This is a genomic window from Planotetraspora kaengkrachanensis (assembly GCF_016862895.1).
Classification (GTDB): domain Bacteria; phylum Actinomycetota; class Actinomycetes; order Streptosporangiales; family Streptosporangiaceae; genus Planotetraspora; species Planotetraspora kaengkrachanensis.
This window is the reverse complement of the sequence record NZ_BONV01000009.1, coordinates 33,756-54,440: the sequence shown is the minus strand read 5'-3', so window position 1 is coordinate 54,440 and position 20,685 is coordinate 33,756. Positions and strand designations below refer to the sequence as shown.

Here is a 20,685-nt window from a genome sequence, read left to right as displayed (position 1 = left end):
ACGACCCCGCCCACCTCGTCCGATGCGCCGGCGAAGCGCCCGCCGCGGTCGCTCGGCGCGACCGCGGCGGGCGCTTCGCCGGTGTGACGGCTGGATTCCCTCAGTGAAACGTTTGTGTGTCGCAGGTCTTTACATCGGCTCGGCGAATGGATTAGAACGAGATTCATCCGATGTTAGTCAGATCATCACGGGCTGCGAAGCCATGATTACGGTGAACCATGCCCGGGATGTGACGCATTCATCGGATCACTGCTCCATCGCGCGTCAGCCCTGGAGGGCACTGTGCAGATCACCCCCCGTCGCCGGGTCCCACTCCGGAGCATCCTCTCGCTCTGGTCGGCGCTGCTCGCCGCGCTGGCCGGGCTCGTCGTCGTCGACTTCGGCACGGCCGAGGCCGCGGCGGCGGCGACGACGGCTTGGCTGGACGGAGCGTTCCAGCTCGATCCGGCCGGAGTCGTCAGCCGCTCCGACATCGTGCTCGGGTCGCCGAACGTGGACCCCGTCGCGTCCATGCCGCTCGGCAACGGGTCGCTGGGCGTGTCGGCGTGGGCGGCGGGCGGCTTCACCGCGCAGCTCAACCGGTCGGACACCATGCCGGACCGCAAGTCGCCCGGTCAGCTCAACATTCCGGGCCTGTCCGCGATCACGCATGCCGCCGACTTCAGCGGGCGGCTCGATCTGACTGACGGTGTGCTGCGGGAGTCCGGCGGCGGCATGTCGTTGAAGGCGTGGGTGGCGGCGGAGAAGGACGAGCTGATCGTCGAGGTCTCCGGCGCCGACCCCGACATCGCCCAGACGGCCACGATCAACCTGTGGCAGGGCCGCAAGCCCGCCGCCGCGGTGTCCGGCACGATCGGCACCCTCGCCGAGACCTGGGTGGACGGAGCCCCCTCGATCGGCAGCGGCAAGACGTTCGGCACGCTGGCCGCCATCACCGCCGGCGGCCGGGACGTGACGACCACCGTCGCGAGCCCCACGCAGGTGAAGGTCGCATTCAAGCCGCACGCCGACGGCACGTTCCGCGTCGTCGTGGCGTCCCCCGCGTGGACCGGTGGCGACGCCGCCGAGACCGCGTCCAAGGTGATCGGCAAGGACGCGACCGCGCGCGTGGAGAAGCTGATGCGCGCCCAGGACCGCTGGTGGGACCGCTTCTGGTCGCACACCGGCCTGGTCAGGATGGACTCGGCGGACGGCAGGGCCGCCTACATCGAGAACCTGCGCACGCTCTACCTCTACGAGGAAGCGGCCTCCATGAAGGAGGGCATCTACCCCGGCAGCCAGGCGGGCGAGGCGGACATGTTCGCCTGGAACAAGGACACCCAGACCTGGACGCCGTCGGCGTACTGGCTGTGGAACCTGCGCACGCAGATCGCGGCGAACATGAGCTCGGGCAACTACGACCTGAACACGCCGATCTTCGACATGTACTCCGACGACCTGGCCGACATCGAGGCCTGGACCAAGCTCGCGATGGGCGGACTGCCCGGCGCCTGCGTGTCGGAGACCATGCGCTTCAACGGCAACGGCATCGAGATCAACGGCAACGGCAGCTGCAGCCAGGCGAGCGCGCCCAACTGGAACGCGCTGAACATCAGCAGCGGTCCCGAGGTCGCCATGTACATGTGGCAGCAGTACCAGGCCACCGGTGACCGCAAGATGCTGAAGAAGTACTGGCCGTTCATCAAGTCCACCGCCGTGTTCCTGCTGGCGTACCAGAAGGTGGGCGAGGACGGCCTGCTGCACGCCAACGCGAACGCGCACGAGACCCAGTGGTCGGTGAACGACCCGACCACCGACATCGCCGCGGACCTCACACTCTTCCCGATCATCGAGCAGGCCGCGAAGGAGCTCGGCACCGACAGGAAGGCCGACGCCGGCCTGGTCCAGCAGGTCAGGAAGGCCCTGACGCAGATCCCGCCGTACCCGCGGACCGACCAGGCCACCCGTACGCAGCTGCTGAACCCGCACTACACCGCGGCCGAGACGCAGGCCGCCGACGCGACCGGCACCGACATGATCGCCATCTCCTACGAGCCCGCCGCGGCGCGCAGGAACGGCGAGAACATCGAGCTTGAGCCGCTCTGGCCGTGGAACACGGTGAGCGACCAGGACGCCGGCATGTTCGCTCTCGAGCAGCGCAGCTACGCCCACCGGCCCAACAAGGGCGGCAACGACTGGACGATGGACGCGATCCACGCGGCGCGGCTGCAAAACCCCGCCGAGGTGCGCGACAACCTGATCTCGATCACCGAGGGGCACCAGGTGTACCCGAACGGGTTCGCCGACCTCGGCAACTCCGTCGGATACCAGCCCTACATCGAGCAGGAGTCCGGCGTCGCGACCGCGGTCAACGAGGCGCTCGCGCAGGACTACGACGGCATCATCCGCTTCGCGCCCGCGTGGCCGTCCGACTGGGACGTCAGCGGCAGCGTCTACATCCGGGACAAGGGCAAGGTCGACGTCCAGGTGCAGGGCGGCCGCCTCGTCACCGCCGCGATCGAGGCCGGGGCCACCGGCACGCTGCGGGTCAAGAACCCGTGGCCGGGGCAGCAGGTCGAGGTCGTCGACGGCAAGAACGGCCGCAAGGTGGTGGCGTCCGGCAGCCAGGACATCCTGAACGTCCCGGTTAAGTCGGGCAAGTCGTACCTCGTGCAGCAGGTCTCCGCGCCCACCACCGACCTTCCGTACGCGCAGGTCACCGGCACTGCGGCGACCGCGGCGAAGCACCTGGGCAAGGTGCAGCTCGGCCTCGACGCGACCGCCCAGTCCGGCACCGCCACGGTCGGCACCGTCCTCGGTTCGACCAACCGCGCGTACGGCCTGACCCAGGTCGACTACAGCGGCTCGGCCGGCGCCACCACGACGGCCGGCGTGGTGAGCGGCCTGACGGCCCGCACCACGGGAACGGGGAGCGACGGCAGCGACATGTACTTCGACGTCGGCGACGACGTGGCCGCGACCGGCGCGTACAACGGCAAGGTGACGGTTTCCTACGTCGACGAGGGCACCGGAGACATCTCCGTGCAGGTGGACGCGGGGGCCAAGGACCGCTACCACGCCGCCGGCGTCATCACGCTGACCGGCAGCGGGACCTGGAAGACCGCCGAGGTGCCCTTCACCGGCGCCTACTTCGGCGGCCTGCAGAACTCGGGCGCAGACCTGCGACTGCACGCCGACCACCCGATCACCGTGCACAGCACGGGAGTGACCGTCACCGGGCCGTGGGTGCCGAACAGGCGCGTGTACCCGCCCGCGCCGGCGATCACCACCCCGCGCGGCGGTGAGACGGTCAAGCTCGCGTCGTCCATCGCGGGCACGACGATCCCGAACGGCGTCGTGACCGTCCGCGAGGGGCAGACCGTGCTGTGCACCGGCACGGCCGACGGCAACGGCGCGTGGAGCTGCGCTCCGGGCGGCGGGCTGACGGCGACCCGGCACACCATCACCGCGACGGTCGCCGACACCACCGGGCTCGCCGGCGACTCCTCGGCGGCCGTCGCCTTCGAGGCCTCCGACCTCCCGCCCGGCACCGCCGTGGTCGGCTCGGTCGTCGGCCCGACCAACTACGCGTACGGCATGAGCGAGGACGAGCGGCCCTCGGGCGGCTTCGACGGGCCGACGACCGCCTCGGTGATCGACGGCCTGACCGCGCGCACCAGCACCCAGAGCAACATCTACTTCGACATCGACGACACGATCGCCCACGCCGGGTTCTACTCGGCGACGTTCACCGTCTCCTACTACGACCAGGGCACCGGCTCGTTCGCGGTGCACTACGACAACGGCAGCTCCGACCCGTACAAGTCGACGTCGAGCATCCCGCTGACCGGGACCAACACCTGGAAGACGGCGACGGTGAGCGCGTCCGACGCCTACTTCGGCGGCAAGCAGCACTCCGCCGCGGACTTCCGGCTCCGCAACGGCGGCGGTCAGGTGACGGTGCACAGCGTCGTCGTGAAGATCAGCGGCAACGGGGTGGCCAACGTCACCCGCTTCGCCCCGCCGGTGACGATCACCTCTCCGGAGCCGGGCGCCACCGTGACCTCCGGTCCGGCCGTCTCGGGCACGAGCGAGCCGGACGCGAAGGTGACCGTGACCGCCGAAGGCGCACCGGTCTGCACGGCCACCGCGTCGGACGACGGCACGTGGACCTGCTCCTCGACCGTCGCGCTGGCCGAGGGGCCGCACACGCTGACCGCGACGGCCGAGGACGTGACCCGCACGCCCGCGGCGGCGGCCACCGTGGCGGTCACAGTCGGGGGCGGCACGCAGTAGAACACCAGCAGTAGTAGTACGGGGACGCCCGGCGGCAGCGGCCGCCGGGCGTCCCCGCCGTTTCAGGCCGATGCCGTTCCCGCCGTTTTCAGGACGGCGCTCCCGGATGACGGGGAACCGGGCCGCGCGTCGGCGACGGATCCGGGCCGCTCCCGCGGTCCACGACCCGGAGGATCGCGCCCAGCTCATCGCGCCGGTTGACGCCGATCCGCTCATAGACGTGGACCAGGGTGTTGGCCACGGTCCGGATGGAGAGCGTGAGCCGTTCGGCGATGTCCCGGTTGCTCAGACCGGACGCGGCCAGATGGGCGATCTCCCGCTGCCTGGCGGTCAGCTCGGGGACGGCCAGACCGGCCAGCGCGGGAGTGCGGGCGCCGTCGCAACGCCCCGCGAGCGCCCAGGCCCGGGTCTCGGCGACGCGTTCGGCCCTGACCAGGCCCAAGAGCCGGTATCCGCGCGCCGCCTGGGCGGACGCCTCCGCCGCGTGCAGCAGCAGGCCCAGCTGCTCGAACGCCTCCGAGACCGCGTCCAGCTCCCGTACGACGGGTTTCCCGGGATCACGCATGGCCCGGGCGTGGCGGGCGAACACCGGCGCCAGCGCGCCGTCGATCCGGCCGGCCAACCGGTCGAGCCGATCGGAGACGAGGTCGGCCGCCCCCAGCCTGACCAGATCGTGCAGGGCGAACAAAGCGTAAGGGGGGAGGTCGCGCGCCGCCTCGGCGGTGCCGTGCGCCGCCGCCACCGCCCCCGCGACGTCGCCGCGTGCGGCCAGCGCCCACGGCTCGGCGAGCCGGAAGGCGAACTCCACATGGTGGCCGACCTTGAGGGCGAGCTCGTCGGAGAGCCGCATGGTCGCCTCGACGGCCGCCACGTCACCCGTCAGCGCGTAGGCGTGCGCCAGCTCCGCCAGGCACGGCCCGGCGTGCAGGGTCCGGCCCCGCAACCCTCCCAGCCCCTGCCTGCACCACCGGATCGCCTCGGCAGGCCGCCCGCGGAGCCTGCAGACCTGCGCCCGCAGGGCGCCGGCGCTGACGACCGCGCGGCTCCAGCCGCCGTGGTCCTCGCCGATCCGGTATCCGATGTCGGCGTACCGCCAGGCCGCCGCGAGATCCCCCGTCATCACCGCGGCGACGGCGCCGGGCATGACGAGGGCCATCGTGATCGAGGGCAGCGGCTCCGGCAGCTCGCCGATCGTCGCGAGGGTCCCGTCGACGAGGGCCAGAGCCTGGGCGCCCCGGCCCTCGTAGGGCAGGACGTCGGCCTCCATCGCCGCGAGCCCGATGGTCACCGCCGCATTGGGCGGTCCCATCTCGCGCACCCGCTCGATCGCCTGCCTGGTCTGGGAGAACCCTCCCATGAGGTGCTCGATCGAGGTTCTGATGATCAGGGCGCCCTGGCGCGGCTCCGCCTCCGTCATCGCCGCGGCCGCGGCCTCCAGCACCTCGCACGCCTCCTCCGCTCGGCCGTACCCCCACAGGAGGTTGAGGGCGTGCACTCTCGCGAACTCGACGCGCGTCATGTCGCCCATCGGCTCGGCGGCGAGGCCGCGCAACACCGCCTCGGTCTCGTCGTACCTGTCGGAGTAGGTGAGCACGCTCGCCAGCAGGATGCCCGCCGCGACTCCGCCTCCGGCCGCCAGCGCGGCGCGGCCGAGGCGGACGGCCAGTTCGAGATCGCGGAGGGACCTCGCGCTGTGGCAGGCACGCATGAGCGGCGCGGGATCGTGCGCCGTCGCACTGTCCAGCCGCCAGACGGCGGCCCGCAGCACGTCCTCGCCGCTGTCCGATCCGGTCGCCTCGACCGCGTCGGCCAGGCGGCTCAGCACCTCCCGGGTGCGCAGCTCCCCGCATCCGGCCCGGATCACCTCGCCGTAGAGCGGGTGCGCGAGCCGTACGGACAGGTCCTCGGGGGACACCGTGACCAGTTGCCGGTCCTCCAGCCCGCGCACCGTCTCCATCGGGGCGAGCCCGGCCAGCAGCCCGGCCGCGAGGGGTTCGCCGTAGGCGGTGAATTCCAGTGCCTCGCGTTCGGCCGGGGTGATGTCGCCGACGCGGCCCTCCACCAGTTCGCGCAGCCGCGTCGTCATCGAGATCTCACCCTGCCAGCGCCACACGCCGTGCCGCTCGGCCAGCGCCCCGCTCGATTCGCCGGCGAGCACGAGTTCACGCAGGAACAGCACGTTGCCGCCGCCGGCCCGCCACAACCGCCGGACCGTGGGGCCCTCGACTTCGCCGCCGAGCGCACCGGAAAGGACGCGTCCCGCCTCCGCGAGCTCCAGCGGGCCGAGCTCGATCCGCGCGAGCAGGTCGTCCTTCCAGAGCGCCGTCACGGCGTCGGGCGCCCGCTCACCGCTGCGTACGGTCGCGAGCACCCGGGCTCGCCCGCCGACCACCAGGTGCAGCACCAGCGCGGCCGAGGCCGAGTCGAGGAGGTGGGCGTCGTCCACCAGCAGCAGGGGCTCGTTCCCGGGGAGGGCGTCGGCCGCCCATCGGATCATGTTGCCCTCGGGCGGGTGCGGCGGCAGGAGGTGCGCCATCGCGCCCAGGGGGATCCCGGATGCGGCGGCGGTGGCGAGGACCCGGACGAGACCGCCCGGCTCGCCCACCTCACCCATGACGGCCTCGGCCGCCAGGCGGCTCTTCCCCACGCCCGCCGGCCCGGCGAGAACGGCGCCTCCGGTGTTCAGCGCCGACCGGATCGCGGCGAGCTGGGCCGCCCGGCCCTCGAACGGCCAGATGGTTCGCACAGCGAGCATGGTAAGCCGGGGGCCGGGTCTTGAGTAGGGCCGTACTCATGCGGAGCGCGGCTCACGCGGCGACAGTCGACACATGAACGTGCTCTCGCCGAATGTCGACCTGACCGATCTGGTGCGCACCTGTCTCGACGACAAGGCCGCCGAGGTCGAATCCGTCCACGTCGAGGTCATCGACCACGTCTCCGGCACGCCCTCCACGGGAGCCCTGCGCCGGGTGTCGGGGACGGCGACCCGCGGTCTGCGCTGGTCGTTCTTCGTGAAGTCCATCCACGCGGCCCGGCACTGGCCGGACATCGCGCTGGTCCCCGAGGCCTACCGGGCGACGTTCGTCGCCGAGTTCCCCTGGCGGGTGGAGGCCGACGTCTACGAATCCGGCCTGCCGCTCCCCGAGGGCCTGCGGCTGCCGCGCCTGTACTTCGTCGACGACCTGGGCGACGACCGGCTCGACCTGTGGATGGAGGACGTCCGGATCGCACCCGGCGAATGGGATCTGACCCGCTACACGGCGGCGGCCAGGGCGCTGGGCAGGCTGGCCGCAATGCGGCCCGCCGACGGTCCCGGCCCCGCGCCAGGCTTCCGGATGTTCGTGCGGAACAGGGTCGTCCAGGGTGCGCTGCCCGCGCTGCGCGAGCCTTCGCTCTGGCGGCATCCGCTCGTCGCACCGTACGGAGACGGCCTGCTGCGGATGGACCTCGACCTCCTGGGCCACCGGATCCCCGAGCTGCTCGCCGCGGCCGACCGCCTGCCGCACACCATGGCGCACGGTGACGCGAGCCCGGAGAACCTGCTCGTGCCCGCCGACGCTCCCGGCGAGTTCGTCGCCATCGACTGGGGCTGGCAGACGCCCGTCCCCATCGGGTTCGACCTCGGGCAACTGCTCGTCGGCCTCGCCCACCAGGGCGCGATCGAGCCCGGCGAACTGCCCGCCATCCACCGGGCGATCCAGACCGGCTACGCACACGGCCTCGCGGACGGTGGCATGGCGGACGACCACCTGGCGGCCGGCCACGTCACCACCATGGTGCTCCGCAGCGCCTTCACCGCCATCCCCGTGGAACGGCTGGGCGACCCGGTCACGCCGCGGACGCGTGAGCTCTTCCGCAGGCGAGTCGGACTGGCCCGCTTCCTCGCCGACCTCGGCCTCGCGCTGTGAGCCGGTGCAGGTCCAGGACCGCTACGCGGTCGTCTCCCTGGTGACCATGCTCGGCCGGCGTCCGGCGGAGGCGGTCACCGGGTCAGATGAACCATGGGGTCGTCATCGGCGCAGGAGCAGCATGGCCGCGTCGTCCTCCAGAGGGCCGCCGACATGGTTCAGCAGATCGGCTCGCAGGCACTCAAGGGCCGCCTGCGGATCCTCGGACCGCAGGAGGTCCGTCCGGTCCGCGAGCGGGTAGAACGCGCCGCCGCCGTCGCGGGCCTCGATCACCCCGTCGGTGTAGAAGAGGATCTGGTCGCCGTCGGCGAACGGGATCTCGTACGGCTTGGGCCGGGTGTGCCCGAACGTCGTCAGCCCGATCGGCACGGCCTCCTCTGGAGGCTCCGCGACCTGAACCGTGCCGTCACTGCGCAGGACGAGAGGGGCGGGGTGACCCCAGTTGATGAGGGAGATCGTGCCGTGGCGGACCTCGGCGAGAATGGCGGTGACGAACTTCTCCCCGGACAGATGACGGACGATGCTGGTCTCCATCTGCTCGGCGACGTCGGGTAACTCCTCCTTGTCGTAGGCGGCCTCCCGGAAGGCGCCGAGCACCCAGGCCGCCGTCTCGACCGCGTCGAGCCCCTTGCCCTGGACGTCGCCGATCAGCAGCCGGACACCCTGCGGTGTGGTGGCCACCTCGTACAGGTCGCCGCCGATCTGCGCCTCCGCCGCGGCCGAGGTGTAGGAGAGGGCGACGCGCATGTTCCCGGCCTGCCGGGGGACCGGGCGGAGCAGCACGCGCTGCGCGGCCTCGGCGACGAGGCGGACGTTGGCGAGTTCCCGTTCGCGCTCGATGCGCAGGCGGCTCGCGAGCATGCTCGCCCCGGTGATGGCGATGATCGTGGTGAGGGTGACGTAGTTCTGCGTCCTGCCCAGCACGTGGTTGTAGGCGGCCAGGGGAAGCGACAACGCGAGCGCGATCGCTCCGATCAGGGCGGTGCGGCGTACGCTTCCCGAAACCGAGGCGAACGTCGGGCCCAGCGTGAGCAGCGACAGGAAGCCGAGGCGGGGACCGTTGAGCAGATCGATGAGCGCCACCACGGCCATGACGGCGAACGGCAGCGACCAGAGAAGTTTCTGCGAATACGTCTGCAGTGGCGCCAGAGCCCCTTTCCGCGTCGTCCGACCGGAACCCCCTGGCGCCACTAAAGCATGGCGGTGGACGGCCAGTGGCCACTTCGGGTCACGAAGTCGGGGCCACTGGCCTGCATTTATCTCGCCATAGTCCTTTGGGAGGGCTTTGTCCTGATCTGTGCTCCGGCGCTGATCGGACGCCGGCGCTAGATTCTGACCGCCCCCGGCCGGCGGTCCTCGACGACGAACGAGGCGAACGTCTTCGCGGCCGCGTCGGCCCGGCTGACCGTCGGGACCATCCGCAGGTCCGTCCGCCACTCATGAGCGTTCAGCTCGCAGGTCACGTAGCCGCGGCGGTCGCCGTCGAAGAACTTGATGTGCGGGTTCCACTTCATCATCGGCCCGTAGTACGGCCCGTAGACCTCGTCGTCACCGTTGGTCGAAATGGACGTGCCGACGAACTCCGTCGCCACGACGGGGGACTCGGGCCGGTCGAAGTCGCTCTTGATGTCGTTGACGAACGTCGAATGCCAGTCGCCGGCGACCATGACCGGATTGCGCACCTTGGCCGAGACGAACGTGTCGGTGATGGCCTTCCGCGAAGCAGGGAAGCCGTCCCAGGCGTCATGCCAGATGATGTCGCCGGTCGGACCGTCGTGGTCCAGGCGCGCCATCATCACGCTCGTCGCGATGACGTTCCATCGGGCCTGCGACTCGTGCAGCCCCTTGAGCAGCCACTTCTCCTGTGTCGCACCGAGCATGCTGCCCTTCGCCGGATCGTTGCCGGCGTCACACGCCGGCGCCTCACCCCAGCCGCACGGGGGCGCGGTGCGGTACTGCCGGGTGTCCAGCAGGTCGAGCTGTGCCAGGCGGCCCCAGTTCGACCTGCCGTAGAGCTTGAGCGAGCCGTCCCTGCGCGGGAGCGAGCGGCCGCGCACGGGCTGGTGCTCGTACCACGCCTTGTACGCCGCCACCCGGGACGTGCTGATCGTGCCGTCGTAGTCCCCGACATAGTCGTTCTGGAACTCGTGGTCGTCCCACGTGACCAGCCAGGGGAAGCGGGCATGGGTGCGCTGCAGGTCCGGGTCGGACTTGTACAGCGCGTACTGCATGCGCCATCTGTCGAGGTCCTGCGGACCTTCGCGCAGTACGTCCGGCATCGCCGTCTTGCGCATGCCGCCGTCGGCGGGGACGCCGTACTCGTACACGTAGTCGCCGAGGTGGATCACAAGATCCAGGTTCTCCTCGGCCATGTTCCGGTAGGCGGAGTAGAAGCCGTGCGTCCAGTCCTGGCAGGAGGCGAACGCGAAGCTCAAGGACCCCATGCTGTGCTCGTGCGGCGCCGTCCGGGTGCGGCCCACCTCGGACGCGTCGTTGCGGTAGCGGAAGCGGTAGTGGTACTCCCGGCCGGGCTCGAGCCCCTCGACCTCGACGTGCACCGAGTGCGCCAACTCGGGGAGGGCCGACACCGTGCCGTGCCTGACGACCTTCCGCATGCGCTCGTCCAGCGCGACCTGCCATTCGACCGGCACCGGACGGCTCGGCATGCCGCCGTCCGGGCTGAACAGATCGGGTACGAGCCGGGTCCAGAGCACCACGCCGTCAGGCGTCGGGTCCCCCGAGGCGATGCCGAGCTTGAACGGATACTCGCCGCCGCGGATGGGCGGTGCGGCGAGGGCGGTGCCCTCGAGCGGTACCTGGCTGAAGGCGGCCAGGCCGGTGACGGCGCTGATGCCGACGAGGAAGCGGCGGCGGTTGAGGGCGGACAGGGCGGGGGCGTTCGCTGGAGAGGTCACGGAGTGGTATTCCACCTACCGCCGCTGTCCGCCAGGCGTACTCGGAATGGCGCCGACGTGACACCTCGCCCACAAGGGTGAAGGTCTCCCATATTGGGCGATAAGTGAATATATGACGCGCTCGTTCTGTTGTAGGCGCGGTATCGTGCCGTTTCGCTTTTCGGGCATCCCCACGTGGGCCGCGGTCGTGGACGCGTGGTGCGGTCGCCACTTCAGTGATACCTGAGACTCTGCGATTATCACCGCAGGGGATCATCGACAGGAGGAGCCAAGGATGCCGCTCGTGCCGCAGACCGAGGACGGCGGGGCACTGCGTCGGGTGAGTGCCACGGCCGGTCGGCTGCTCCTGGTGTTCGCGCTCGTCGCGGTCATCGTCTGGGCGCTCTACGTGGTCCGCACGGTGGCCATCTCCATGGTGTTCGCGGTGTTCATCTCCGCGTTGCTGCTCCCTCCGGCGCGCTGGCTGAGAACACGCGGGCTCAACCGCGCGCTGTCCACCGCGACCGTGTTCTTCGGCGGCCTCGTGTTCGTCGCCGGCCTGTTCGCGCTGCTCGTGCCGCCCACCGTGAGCGGCCTGTCCGAGCTCAGCACAAGCGTCGACAAGGCGACCGCCAACCTGCAGTCCCTCGCCGCCGCCGTCGGCCTGAACGAGGCCAAGCTCGCCGACCTCGTCACCCAGGTCCGCGAGTACCTCAGCCACCAGGGCGGTCAGATCGCCTCCGGCGCCCTCGCCGGCGCGCGGACGGTCGGTGAGATCGTCGTCGGCACGGTGCTTGCGTTCATCCTGGCCATCTACCTGGTCCACGGGGCCGACCGGCTGGCCACCTGGATCACCGACCTGACCCCGCGGCACCGGGCGCCCATCCTCACCACCGGCCGGGTGGTGTTCGACGTCGTCGGCCGCTACGTCCGCGGCGTGGCGATCGTGGGATTCGTCGACGCGTTCTTCATCGGCACCGCCCTGTGGATCCTGGGCGTGCCGATCGCGCTGCCGCTGGCCGTCCTCACCTTCGTCGGGGCCTTCCTTCCCGTCATCGGCGCGTTCCTCGCCGGGCTGCTCGCGGCGGTGGTCGCGTTCGTCGCCAAGGGCTGGCTGGTCGCGGTGATCGTGATCGCGGTCACCGTTCTGGTCCAGCAGCTCGAGGGGCACGTGCTGGCGCCCCAGATCTATGGGCGGGCGCTCGAACTGCCCGGTGCGGTCATCCTCGTGGTCATCGCCGTCGGCGGCGTGGTCGCCGGCATCATCGGCGCGTTCCTGGCCGCGCCCGTCGCGTCCGTCATCGTGGCGCTCATCCGTGCCCGGCACGGCCACGAGCCGACTGTTGGTCCGCCGGAACCGCCCGCGGCTCCACCCGGGCAACCCGCCGGTCCGGCGCAGCCGCCCGCCGCCCCGTCTGGAACGCCCGCCGGGCCCGCGCAGCCGCCCGCGACTCCGGGCCCGGCGCCCGCGGCATCGTGACTCTGGGTGCCGACGGCCGGCCGTCCATGACGGTCACTTACGTGTGGCGGTGATGAGTCGCCCGGCGCCCTGGTGGAGCAGGTCGGCCGCGACCCGCGAGCCCAGCGCGGCCGGGTCGGCCGGGTCACCCAAGGCCTGGGAGCGGACGAACCGGGAGCCGTCCTGGTCGAACACCATCCCGAACAGCGACAGCTGCCCGTCCGGGGTCGTGGTGGCGTACCCGGCGATCGGGGAGTTGCAGTGGCCGCGCAGCATGTGCAGCATCGTCCGCTCCGCCAGGATGTGCCCCGCCGTCGCCGGGTGGTTGAGCTCGTCGAGCATCGACATGACCGGGGTGTCGGCCGTGCGCGCCTGAATGCCGAGGGCGCCGGCCCCGACCGGCGGGACCATGCCGACCACACCCTCGCCGGGGGTGTGGAACTCCACGGGCAGAACCTCGGTGACCTGGCCGACCAGGCCAAGGCGCTGGAGACCGACGCGGGCCAGGATGAGCGCCGCGAATGGGCCGTCCTGCTCGCGAAGCCTCTTCAGGCGGCTGTCCACGTTGCCGCGGATCCGCTCCGTGCGCAGGTCGGGCCGGTGGATGCACAGTTGCGCGCGCCGCCGCACCGAGCTGGTGCCGATGAGCGACCCGGCCGGGATGTCGGCCAGAGGGGTGCCGTCGCGGGACACGATGACGTCGTGCACGTCCTCGCGTTCGAGGTACGCCCCGAACGCTGTGCCTTCGGGCAGCGGTACGTCGCCGGGGACGTCCTTGACGCAGTGCACGGCGACGTCGATCTCCCCGCCGATGAGCGCCCGGTCGATCTGCTTGCTGAACGCGGCCTTGCCGCCGATCTCGGACAGGTCGCCGGCCCACAGATCGCTCGTCACCTGGATGGGCACGATCTCGGTGGTGACGCCGAACTCGCCGATCAGGGCGGCGACACGCTCGGCCTGGGTCATGGCGAGCACGGATGTGCGAGTGCCGATCCGCAACGGAGCGCCGGCGAAACGTTCGGCGAGCGCGGCGTCGATGTTCATGAGGATGCTCTCCCGGTGCTGGGCGCTTTGTCGCGTTGCCGATCAGGCGGCGCGAGTGCGGTGACCATCATCCCGGCGGGTGGGCTCGCCTCCTCGGCCAGGGCGGGTGCCCGGCCTGTCGCAGGATCGCCACAGGTCGTTCCGTGTATGGCCGTGATGACGATCCCCGCCCCGACCAGGTGCGAGGCGGGGATCGTGCCGGGTCGGGTCAGCCCGCGTGCTGTGCCGTGCAGGGGCGGCCGCCGCAGACGTCGACCACCACGCCGTACCTGAGGAAGTCCGCCTTCTGCCGGCGTGCGTTCGCGTCGGCTCGCGGGTCCTCGTGGGAGTCGGTGCCGTACTGCGCGCCCAGCGGAGGGGTGTTGGTCACCGGGGGAGCGGGCGTGCCGCTGTCCCAGACGACCATCGCCGATCCCCGGTACGGCCGGCCCGGCAGCGCCGGGATGCCCCAGTACGGCGTGGCGTCGGGGTTGCGGCCGGCCGCGATCGCGGGCTGATGGATGCGGGCGCCGATCGTCCGCGCCTCGACCTCGGCCGAGACCGTCGACACCTGGTGGTCGCCGAACGCCACGTGCATCAGGATCTGGTGGCGGGGCGAACCGGGCAGCGGATCGTCGCCCAGGTGCTGCGCGTATCCGTTGGTCTCGGCCCGGTCCCACAGGATCTGGATCAGCGCGAAGCAGAGCTGCTGGTCCAGCTTGTCGGGATAGTAGCCATCCATGACCTGCTGGAACGGCTGGAAGTCGACGCTCCGGTTGAGCAGGGTGCTGTAGTTCATGCCGGGGACGCCGAGCACTCCCCGGCTCACGTCCGGCGAGACGGCGACCAGCGCGCCGCCGGCGATGGCGCCCTGGCTGTTGCCGTCGTACGCCAGGTCCGCGCGCACGTCGATCAGCGAGCGGCCCTTGTCGTCCTGGAACGCGGGGTCGGCCGCCAGCCCGTCCTTGGTGATCATCATGCGGCCGAGGAAGACGAAGTTCACCAGGCTCTGCTGGAGCCGGTCCGCGACGGTGTCGAAACGGGAGAAGTCGGCGAACACCCCGCTGACGTTCGGGATGTCCTCATCGGCCATGCCGATCCACTTGGTGGCGCAGAACAGGAAGTCGTGCTCGCCGGCCATGGCCCTGACATTGGAGGCCCTGACCTCCGTGGCCCTGCCGAGCAGGCCGTGGCCGTACAGGGAGGGGCGCGCCGGCCTGCTGAACGCGGCGCGGGGGATCTCGCACTGGAACTGGGCGCGCAGGTCGTCGCCGAACGGCTTCGGCCTGCCGTACGCGTCGCGGTTCAGCGCCGAACCGGGCGGGCCGCCCGGCTGGTTCAGGAAGTTGGGGACGAGGAACTCGCCGGTGACCTCGCGCGCGATGTTCGGGTCCTGCTGGGGGGTGAAGTCGGTGACCGTCGTGACGGTGAACTCGGGCGAACGGCCGCGCAACGGGCTGAGCGCCTGGTCCCGCATGCGCAGCACGGGCCCGGCGAGCCCCTGCTCGCTGGCGACGGTGAAGTCCCAGGCCAGGTAGAGGTTCTTGGTGCTCACGCCCGCGTGGGCGACGTCGTGGAGGGTGCGCCGGAGCGCGGTTTGCCGGCGGGCCAGCGGATCCCTGGCGGGGAGCGTCCTGCCGGCGAGGCGGGTGAACGTGGTGGGGGCGGCGATCGTGGACCGGGAGGCGTCCTTGAGGTTCCTCAAGACGACCGCGTAGCGGTGGCCCTCCCTGAAGTTCTTCGCGGGACGGATGATCAGCGCCTGCCGCGCCGGGTCGGTGGCGTTGGCGTCGAGTTCCGCCCAGTACGGCCAGCGCTCACCCGTCCGGGTGTCGACGATGACGATCGGTGCGTCCCGCTTCAGCGACCTCGCGACGTCCGTCACCGGCGCGGCGCCGGTCGCGCCGAGGTCGAGGCCGGGAATGTGCGCCAGCAACATCGAGCCCGGCGAGAAGCCGTCGGACAGGTTCCACGCGGCGGGGTCGATGCCCCTGCCCGCGGCGTTCTTGGGCGTCATCGCGCTGGACAGGTCGAGCCGGAGACCGGTCGGGGTGTGGGCGCCCGTCGTGAACCAGTCGTTCGGGAACGGGAGCAGGCAGTCGGCTCCCGCGATGGGATCGCAACCGGAGCCGGGTGGAGGCTGCGACGGGGCGGATCGAGCCGATGTGGGGGATGTGGCGGACGCGGACGGGGCGAGTGCGGCCGAGCCCGCGATCATCGATGCTGCCAGGGTCAAGATGGAGAGTGCTCGTCTTAAGCGCACATGCCCTCCCGGTCCGTGTTTCTCCGTTGAAGGTGACACCTGCGCTGAGATCTTTCGCCTGAAATGATCAGATTGCAATGATCTGACACAGAACAGCCGGTCGGCTGGGTTGGTAAACAGGCGCTTTGTCCTATTTACACCCTTATGGTGCTGTGTGTACCTTTAGCGACCACGGCACACGTAACGATGACCCCCGTCGTCGGATTCGTTGCCGGTTCGTTGCCCAGACCGCGAGCCACCGGCGGGACCCGTCCCGCCCGGAGCGAGCGGCCGCCGAATCCGCACCTCACGGAACCGGGGACCCACCTCTCTGGGGTGAATCGGAGCGCTGACCCCCAGTCGGCCCGCCGTAGGGCACTTCCTGCCCGAACCCGTCAGCTAACCCGGTAGGCGGCATGGAAGCAAGGAGTCGACCCCGACATGTCCACCCACCGGATCTTCTCGACCACCCGCCCCCTCACCAACCGTCTCCGCCGCGCCGGCAGGCGCCTGCGCACCGCCGCGGGTGTGGCCGCCGCCGCGTCGGTCGCCGTGGCCGCCGTCGCCGTCCCGGCGCACGCCACCCCGCTCACCTACGGACAGGACGTCTCCGGCTACGAGTCGGACCACGACTGGAATGCGAGCTCTGCTGAGTTCGGCATCGTCAAGGCCACGGAAGGCCTGGACTTCCTCGACTCCGCGTTCGTCCGGCACTGGCAGGAGCTGGACAAGAAGGGAATCGTGCGTGGCGCGTACCACTACGGCCACCCGTCCAACGATCCCGTCGCGGAGGCCGACCACTTCCTCTCCGTGGTGAACGCGCAGCCCGCCAAGCCCGGCGACCTGCTGGTCCTGGACCTCGAGACGACCGACGGCGAGTCCGTCGACGACGTCAACGCCTGGGCGAAGAGGTGGCTCGAGTACGTGAAGTCCAAGACCGGCGTCACACCGATGTTCTACAGCGGCTGGGACTTCGCCGACACCTACGGCCACGGCCTGGCAGGCTACCCCCTGTGGGTGGCCTACTACGGCAGGGCCAAGGGCGACGTGACACCGCCGGCCGACTGGAAGACCTGGACGATCCACCAGTACACCGACACCCCCATCGACCAGAACGTCTCCGCCCTGACCCCTCAGCAGTTGCGCGCCCTCGGCCGCCCCTGAGCGGTTCCCGGCGGTCCGCACGTCAGCGGGGCTCGCCGGGATCGTCGAACAACATGGTCTCCACCCGCCGCCGGTAGTCGTGGTAGATCTGCCGGTAACGCTCGACGGCGCCGGCGCGGTCGCCCCGTTCGAGCAACTCGAGGGTCTGCCGGTAGCCGTCCAGCCACACGGTCCACACGTCGCTCTCCGTGGTGAGGGCGAGCACCCGCAGGGTGCGGGCGACCACCAGGTCGACGTGGGTCTGCAGTTCCCTGTTGCCGCTCGCCATGATGACGACCGTGCTGAAGTCCGCCCCCGCGGCGGTGGCGGCGGTCAGGTTGCCCCGGCGCAGGTTGTCGGCGAACTCGTCGAGCTTGACGTGCAGGGTCGCGAGGTGCTCGCCGGTGATGTTGTCGACGCCCCACTCGAAACCGGCGCAGGCCAGCACCATCATCACGTCGATCAGTTCGAGCGCGCTCTTCTGCGTCACCTGGGTGACCTGCCGCGTCCGGTTGGGGGAGATGTCGATCAGGCCCTCGGCCGCGAGCTGGGTGATCGCCTCCCGCACCGGGGTGATGCTGACGCCCAGTCGTGCCGCGATCTCCGCGTCCTTGATCAGCGCGCCCGGCTTCAGCAGGCCGGTGATGATCTCCTCGCGCAGTCGGCGGAGGACTGCTTCTTTCCGCGTGAGCGGTAGCGCAAAGGACATGGCGTTGCTCTCGGTCAGGGGGAGCTGACGCGGCCATACTACGATCTCCCGCCCGGGTTCCCCGGCGCGTCGGCGGCTCTCCCGCACGTTCGCCGTCCGTCCCGGATCAATACAGGTACGGCCCGGCGGCCGTGGGCGGAACGCGGTCCGCCCACGGCGCCGGCACTCAGGCGAGGGCCCGCTTGAGACGGTCGATCCGCGCGGCCCAGATCCGCCGCGACAGCGCGGCCTCGGGCGCGAACGTCTCCGAGGCGTGGTAGCTGCCCGGGTTGACGTGCAGGTCCGTCGGCACACCCGCCTGCATGAGCCGCTGTGCGAACGCGATGTCCTCGTCCCTGAACAGGTCGACCGTGCCGACGTCGATGAAGGACGGCGGCAGGCCCGACAGGTCCACGGCCCGCGCCGGGGCCGCGTACTGGTCGGCCTCCTTGCCGCCGAGATACCAGGCCCAGGCCTCGATGTTGCCCGCCCGGTCCCAGATACCGATGTCGGTGATCTCGTGGCTGGACGACGTCTCGTTCCGGTCGTCGAGCATCGGATAGATCGGCATCATGAACGACAGCGACGGGCCGCCGCGGTCGCGGGCAAGCAGCGCCGTGCCGACGGTCAGCCCGCCGCCGGCGCTCGCGCCGTAGATCGCCAGCCGCCGTGGGTCGACACCCAGCTCGGCCGCGTTCTTCGCCATCCACACGAGGCCGGCGTAGCAGTCCTCGACCGGCGCGGGATGAGGGTGCTCGGGGGCGAGGCGGTACTCGACGGAGACGACGACGGCGCCGACCCGGTCGCAGATCATCGTCGCGTTCGGGTCCTCGCCCTCGACGCTGCCGAGGATCATGCCTCCGCCGTGGATGTAGTAGATGCCGGGCAGCGTGCCGGACGCGTGGACCGGCCGGTAGACGCGCACGGTGATGTCGGGTTCCCCGGCGGGTCCGGGGACGGTCCGGTCCTCCTTGGCGACGCCGGGGTTGTCGGGCACCTCGAGGGCGCCCAGCATGCCTTCGACGGCGGCCCTGCGCTGCACGATGTCGGGGATGGCGTTGAAGCCTCCGGGCATCAGCTCGCGGAGCGCGTCCAGGGGCACGCGGCTCTCGGGATCGATCAGGTCACGACGGGACATGAGCCCTCCATGGGGTGGGGGAATCCGGTGGGATGCGGCGTCGAACGGTCGTGATGGGCGGACGGGAGTGCTGGTTCGGCCGGCGGACGGGTGCTGCGTGTCAGTCGTCGGCCGGGCGTTGCTGCGCCGGGCCGTCGGGGGACAGGGAGAAGCCCTCGTAGCCCCGGGCGGCGACCTCGTCGCACTTCTTGCGGTACTCCCCGACACCGCCGGCGTACGGCATGAACACCCGGGGCTTGCCCGGCACGTTCGCCCCCATGTACCAGGAGTTCGCCTTCGGGTAGAGGGTGAAGCCGCCGACGAGGTTGACGTGGTCCACCCAGGCGTCCTGGGCCTGCGGCTCGGGCTCGATCGTCGTGAGGCCGTGGCGGTCGAGGTGGTCGATCGCGTCCGCCACCCAGTCGACGTGCTGCTCGATCGAGACGACCATGTTGGACAACACCGACGGGCTGCCCGGTCCGGTGATCATGAACATGTTCGGGAAACCCGCCGAGCTGATCCCGAGGTAGGTGCGGGGGCCGGCGCTCCACGCCTCCTTGAGTGAGACCCCTCCCCGGCCCCTGATGTCGACGTTCGTCAGCGATCCCGTCATCGCGTCGAATCCGGTCGCGTAGACGATCGCGTCGAACGCGTACTCCCCGGCCGAGGTGCGGACGCCCTTCTCCGTGATCTCGACGATGGGCGTGCGCAGCAGGTTGACCAGGTGCACGTTGTCCCGGTTGTAGGTCTCGTAGTAGTCCGTGTCCAGGCAGGGGCGCTTGGTCCCGAAGGGGTATGCGGGGCAGAGGTCCTCGGCGGTCTGCGGGTCCTTGACGATCTGGCGGATCTTGCCGTGGACGAACCGCTTCGCCGTGTCGTTGGCCGCGAGGTCGACGGCGAGATCGGTGTACGCGGTCAGGAGGTTGACCAGGCTGCCGCTCTCCCAGGCCGCCTCGAAGGCGGTGTCGCGCTCCTCGTCGGAGACCTCGAGCGCGGACTTCGTCGCGGGCGCGACGGGGACGCCGAATCCCGACTCTCTCTGGGCCTTCCGGAAGGCCCGGTAGCCGGCTTTCATGTCGGCGATCTCGTCCGGGCGCAGCCTGCGGTTGCGGGCCGGGAGGCTGTAGGCAGGCGTGCGCTGGAAGACGGTGAGGTCGGCGGCCTGCTCGGCGATGACGGGGATCGACTGCACGCCGGAGGACCCGGTGCCGATGAGGCCGACCCGCATGCCGCCGAAGTCGACGTCCTCGTGCGGCCAGTGCGCCGTGTGGAAGGTGGCGCCGCGGAACCTTTCGAGGCCGGGGACCTCGGGCAGCTTCGAGAACGACAGGCAGCCGGTCGCCATGACCAGGAAGCGGGCCGTGACGGCGTCCCCCCGGTCCGTGCGGACCAGCCAGGCAGCGTCGCGCTCGTCGTACGCGGCGGCCGTCACGCGTGTTCCGAAGAAGATGTCCCTGCGCAGGTCGAACCGGTCGGCGACATGCCGCGCGTACCGGAGGATCTCCGGCTGCGTGGGGTAGCGCTCCTCCCACTCGTACTCCTGCTCGAGCTCCTCCGAGAACGAGAACGAATACGCGAGGCTCTCCACGTCGACGCGGGCACCGGGATAGCGGTTCCAGTACCAGGTGCCGCCGACGTCGGTCCCGGCCTCGAACACGACGGCGGACAGGTTCATCTCGCGGAGCCGGTGCAGCAGGTACATGCCCGAGAAACCGGCGCCGACGACGGCGACGTCCACGGAGCCGGGCACGGCACGTGGGCCGGACTGCGTTTGTTCGTCAGGTGCGGACACTGGTCCTCCTGGGGGCGGTGGACACGATGTACGGGTGTGGAGTCGATCGCTCATGAGGGCGTGCGTCATCACCGGGTGGCCCGAGGGAGCTCCCTCGCACGCCACCTGGACGGCGAGACGTGCTTGACCGAGCCCGAGCGGTCC

General features: G+C 70.8%; 12 protein-coding genes and 1 riboswitch. Of the genes, 4 read left to right on the top strand and 8 right to left on the bottom strand.

The features are described 5' to 3' along the window. Window positions 1-282 precede the first annotated feature (282 nt). Window positions 283-4,275, top strand: coding sequence for an Ig-like domain-containing protein (locus Pka01_RS12595; RefSeq protein WP_203882887.1), 3,993 nt, complete (start codon window positions 283-285; stop codon window positions 4,273-4,275). An 88-nt stretch (window positions 4,276-4,363) separates the two neighbouring features. Here the strand turns inward: Pka01_RS12595 and Pka01_RS12590 are convergent, their stop codons facing one another. Next, window positions 4,364-7,021: a LuxR C-terminal-related transcriptional regulator gene (locus tag Pka01_RS12590; protein WP_203882886.1), complete on the bottom strand. Its 2,658-nt coding sequence runs from the start codon at window positions 7,019-7,021 to the stop codon at window positions 4,364-4,366. An 82-nt stretch (window positions 7,022-7,103) separates the two neighbouring features. Between Pka01_RS12590 and Pka01_RS12585 the strand changes: the two genes are divergently transcribed. After that, entirely contained in the window at window positions 7,104-8,183 is a 1,080-nt protein-coding gene (locus Pka01_RS12585; protein ID WP_203882885.1) for a phosphotransferase, read from the top strand. A gap of 102 nt (window positions 8,184-8,285) precedes the next feature. On the opposite strand, the gene Pka01_RS12580 is transcribed toward Pka01_RS12585, so the two are convergent. Both Pka01_RS12580 and Pka01_RS12575 read right to left on the bottom strand, forming a co-directional pair. Further along, entirely contained in the window at window positions 8,286-9,275 is a 990-nt protein-coding gene (locus Pka01_RS12580) for a PP2C family protein-serine/threonine phosphatase (protein WP_203882884.1), read from the bottom strand. A gap of 233 nt (window positions 9,276-9,508) precedes the next feature. After that, window positions 9,509-11,098: an alkaline phosphatase D family protein gene (locus Pka01_RS12575; protein WP_203882883.1), complete on the bottom strand. Its 1,590-nt coding sequence runs from the start codon at window positions 11,096-11,098 to the stop codon at window positions 9,509-9,511. Window positions 11,099-11,372: 274 nt separating this feature from the next. Between Pka01_RS12575 and Pka01_RS12570 the strand changes: the two genes are divergently transcribed. Next, complete coding sequence (locus tag Pka01_RS12570) at window positions 11,373-12,557, top strand: AI-2E family transporter (protein ID WP_203882882.1); 1,185 nt, start codon at window positions 11,373-11,375, stop codon at window positions 12,555-12,557. 33 nt (window positions 12,558-12,590) lie between these two features. Here Pka01_RS12570 and hemC read toward each other — a convergent pair whose 3' ends face one another. Together hemC and Pka01_RS12560 are read right to left on the bottom strand one after the other, a co-directional pair. After that, window positions 12,591-13,580, bottom strand: coding sequence for a hydroxymethylbilane synthase (hemC, locus tag Pka01_RS12565; protein ID WP_203882881.1), 990 nt, complete (start codon window positions 13,578-13,580; stop codon window positions 12,591-12,593). Between the two features lie 208 nt (window positions 13,581-13,788). Beyond that, a complete protein-coding gene (locus tag Pka01_RS12560; RefSeq protein WP_239114932.1) occupies window positions 13,789-15,795 on the bottom strand; it encodes a hypothetical protein in 2,007 nt (668 codons plus the stop codon). A 288-nt stretch (window positions 15,796-16,083) separates the two neighbouring features. Beyond that, window positions 16,084-16,230: riboswitch (cyclic di-AMP (ydaO/yuaA leader) on the top strand. A 12-nt stretch (window positions 16,231-16,242) separates the two neighbouring features. Here Pka01_RS12560 and Pka01_RS12555 point away from each other — a divergent pair. Next, the gene (locus tag Pka01_RS12555; RefSeq protein ID WP_203882879.1) at window positions 16,243-16,965 is read left to right on the top strand and encodes a glycoside hydrolase family 25 protein; all 723 of its coding nucleotides are present in this window, start codon (window positions 16,243-16,245) and stop codon (window positions 16,963-16,965) included. Window positions 16,966-16,987: 22 nt separating this feature from the next. On the opposite strand, the gene Pka01_RS12550 is transcribed toward Pka01_RS12555, so the two are convergent. The 3 genes from Pka01_RS12550 to Pka01_RS12540 form a co-directional block, all read right to left on the bottom strand. Beyond that, window positions 16,988-17,653: a GntR family transcriptional regulator gene (locus Pka01_RS12550; RefSeq protein ID WP_203882878.1), complete on the bottom strand. Its 666-nt coding sequence runs from the start codon at window positions 17,651-17,653 to the stop codon at window positions 16,988-16,990. A 166-nt stretch (window positions 17,654-17,819) separates the two neighbouring features. Next, entirely contained in the window at window positions 17,820-18,770 is a 951-nt protein-coding gene (locus tag Pka01_RS12545; protein ID WP_203882877.1) for an alpha/beta hydrolase, read from the bottom strand. Window positions 18,771-18,870: 100 nt separating this feature from the next. Continuing rightward, complete coding sequence (locus Pka01_RS12540; protein ID WP_275414449.1) at window positions 18,871-20,541, bottom strand: flavin-containing monooxygenase; 1,671 nt, start codon at window positions 20,539-20,541, stop codon at window positions 18,871-18,873. Between the last annotated feature and the right edge of the window lie 144 nt (window positions 20,542-20,685).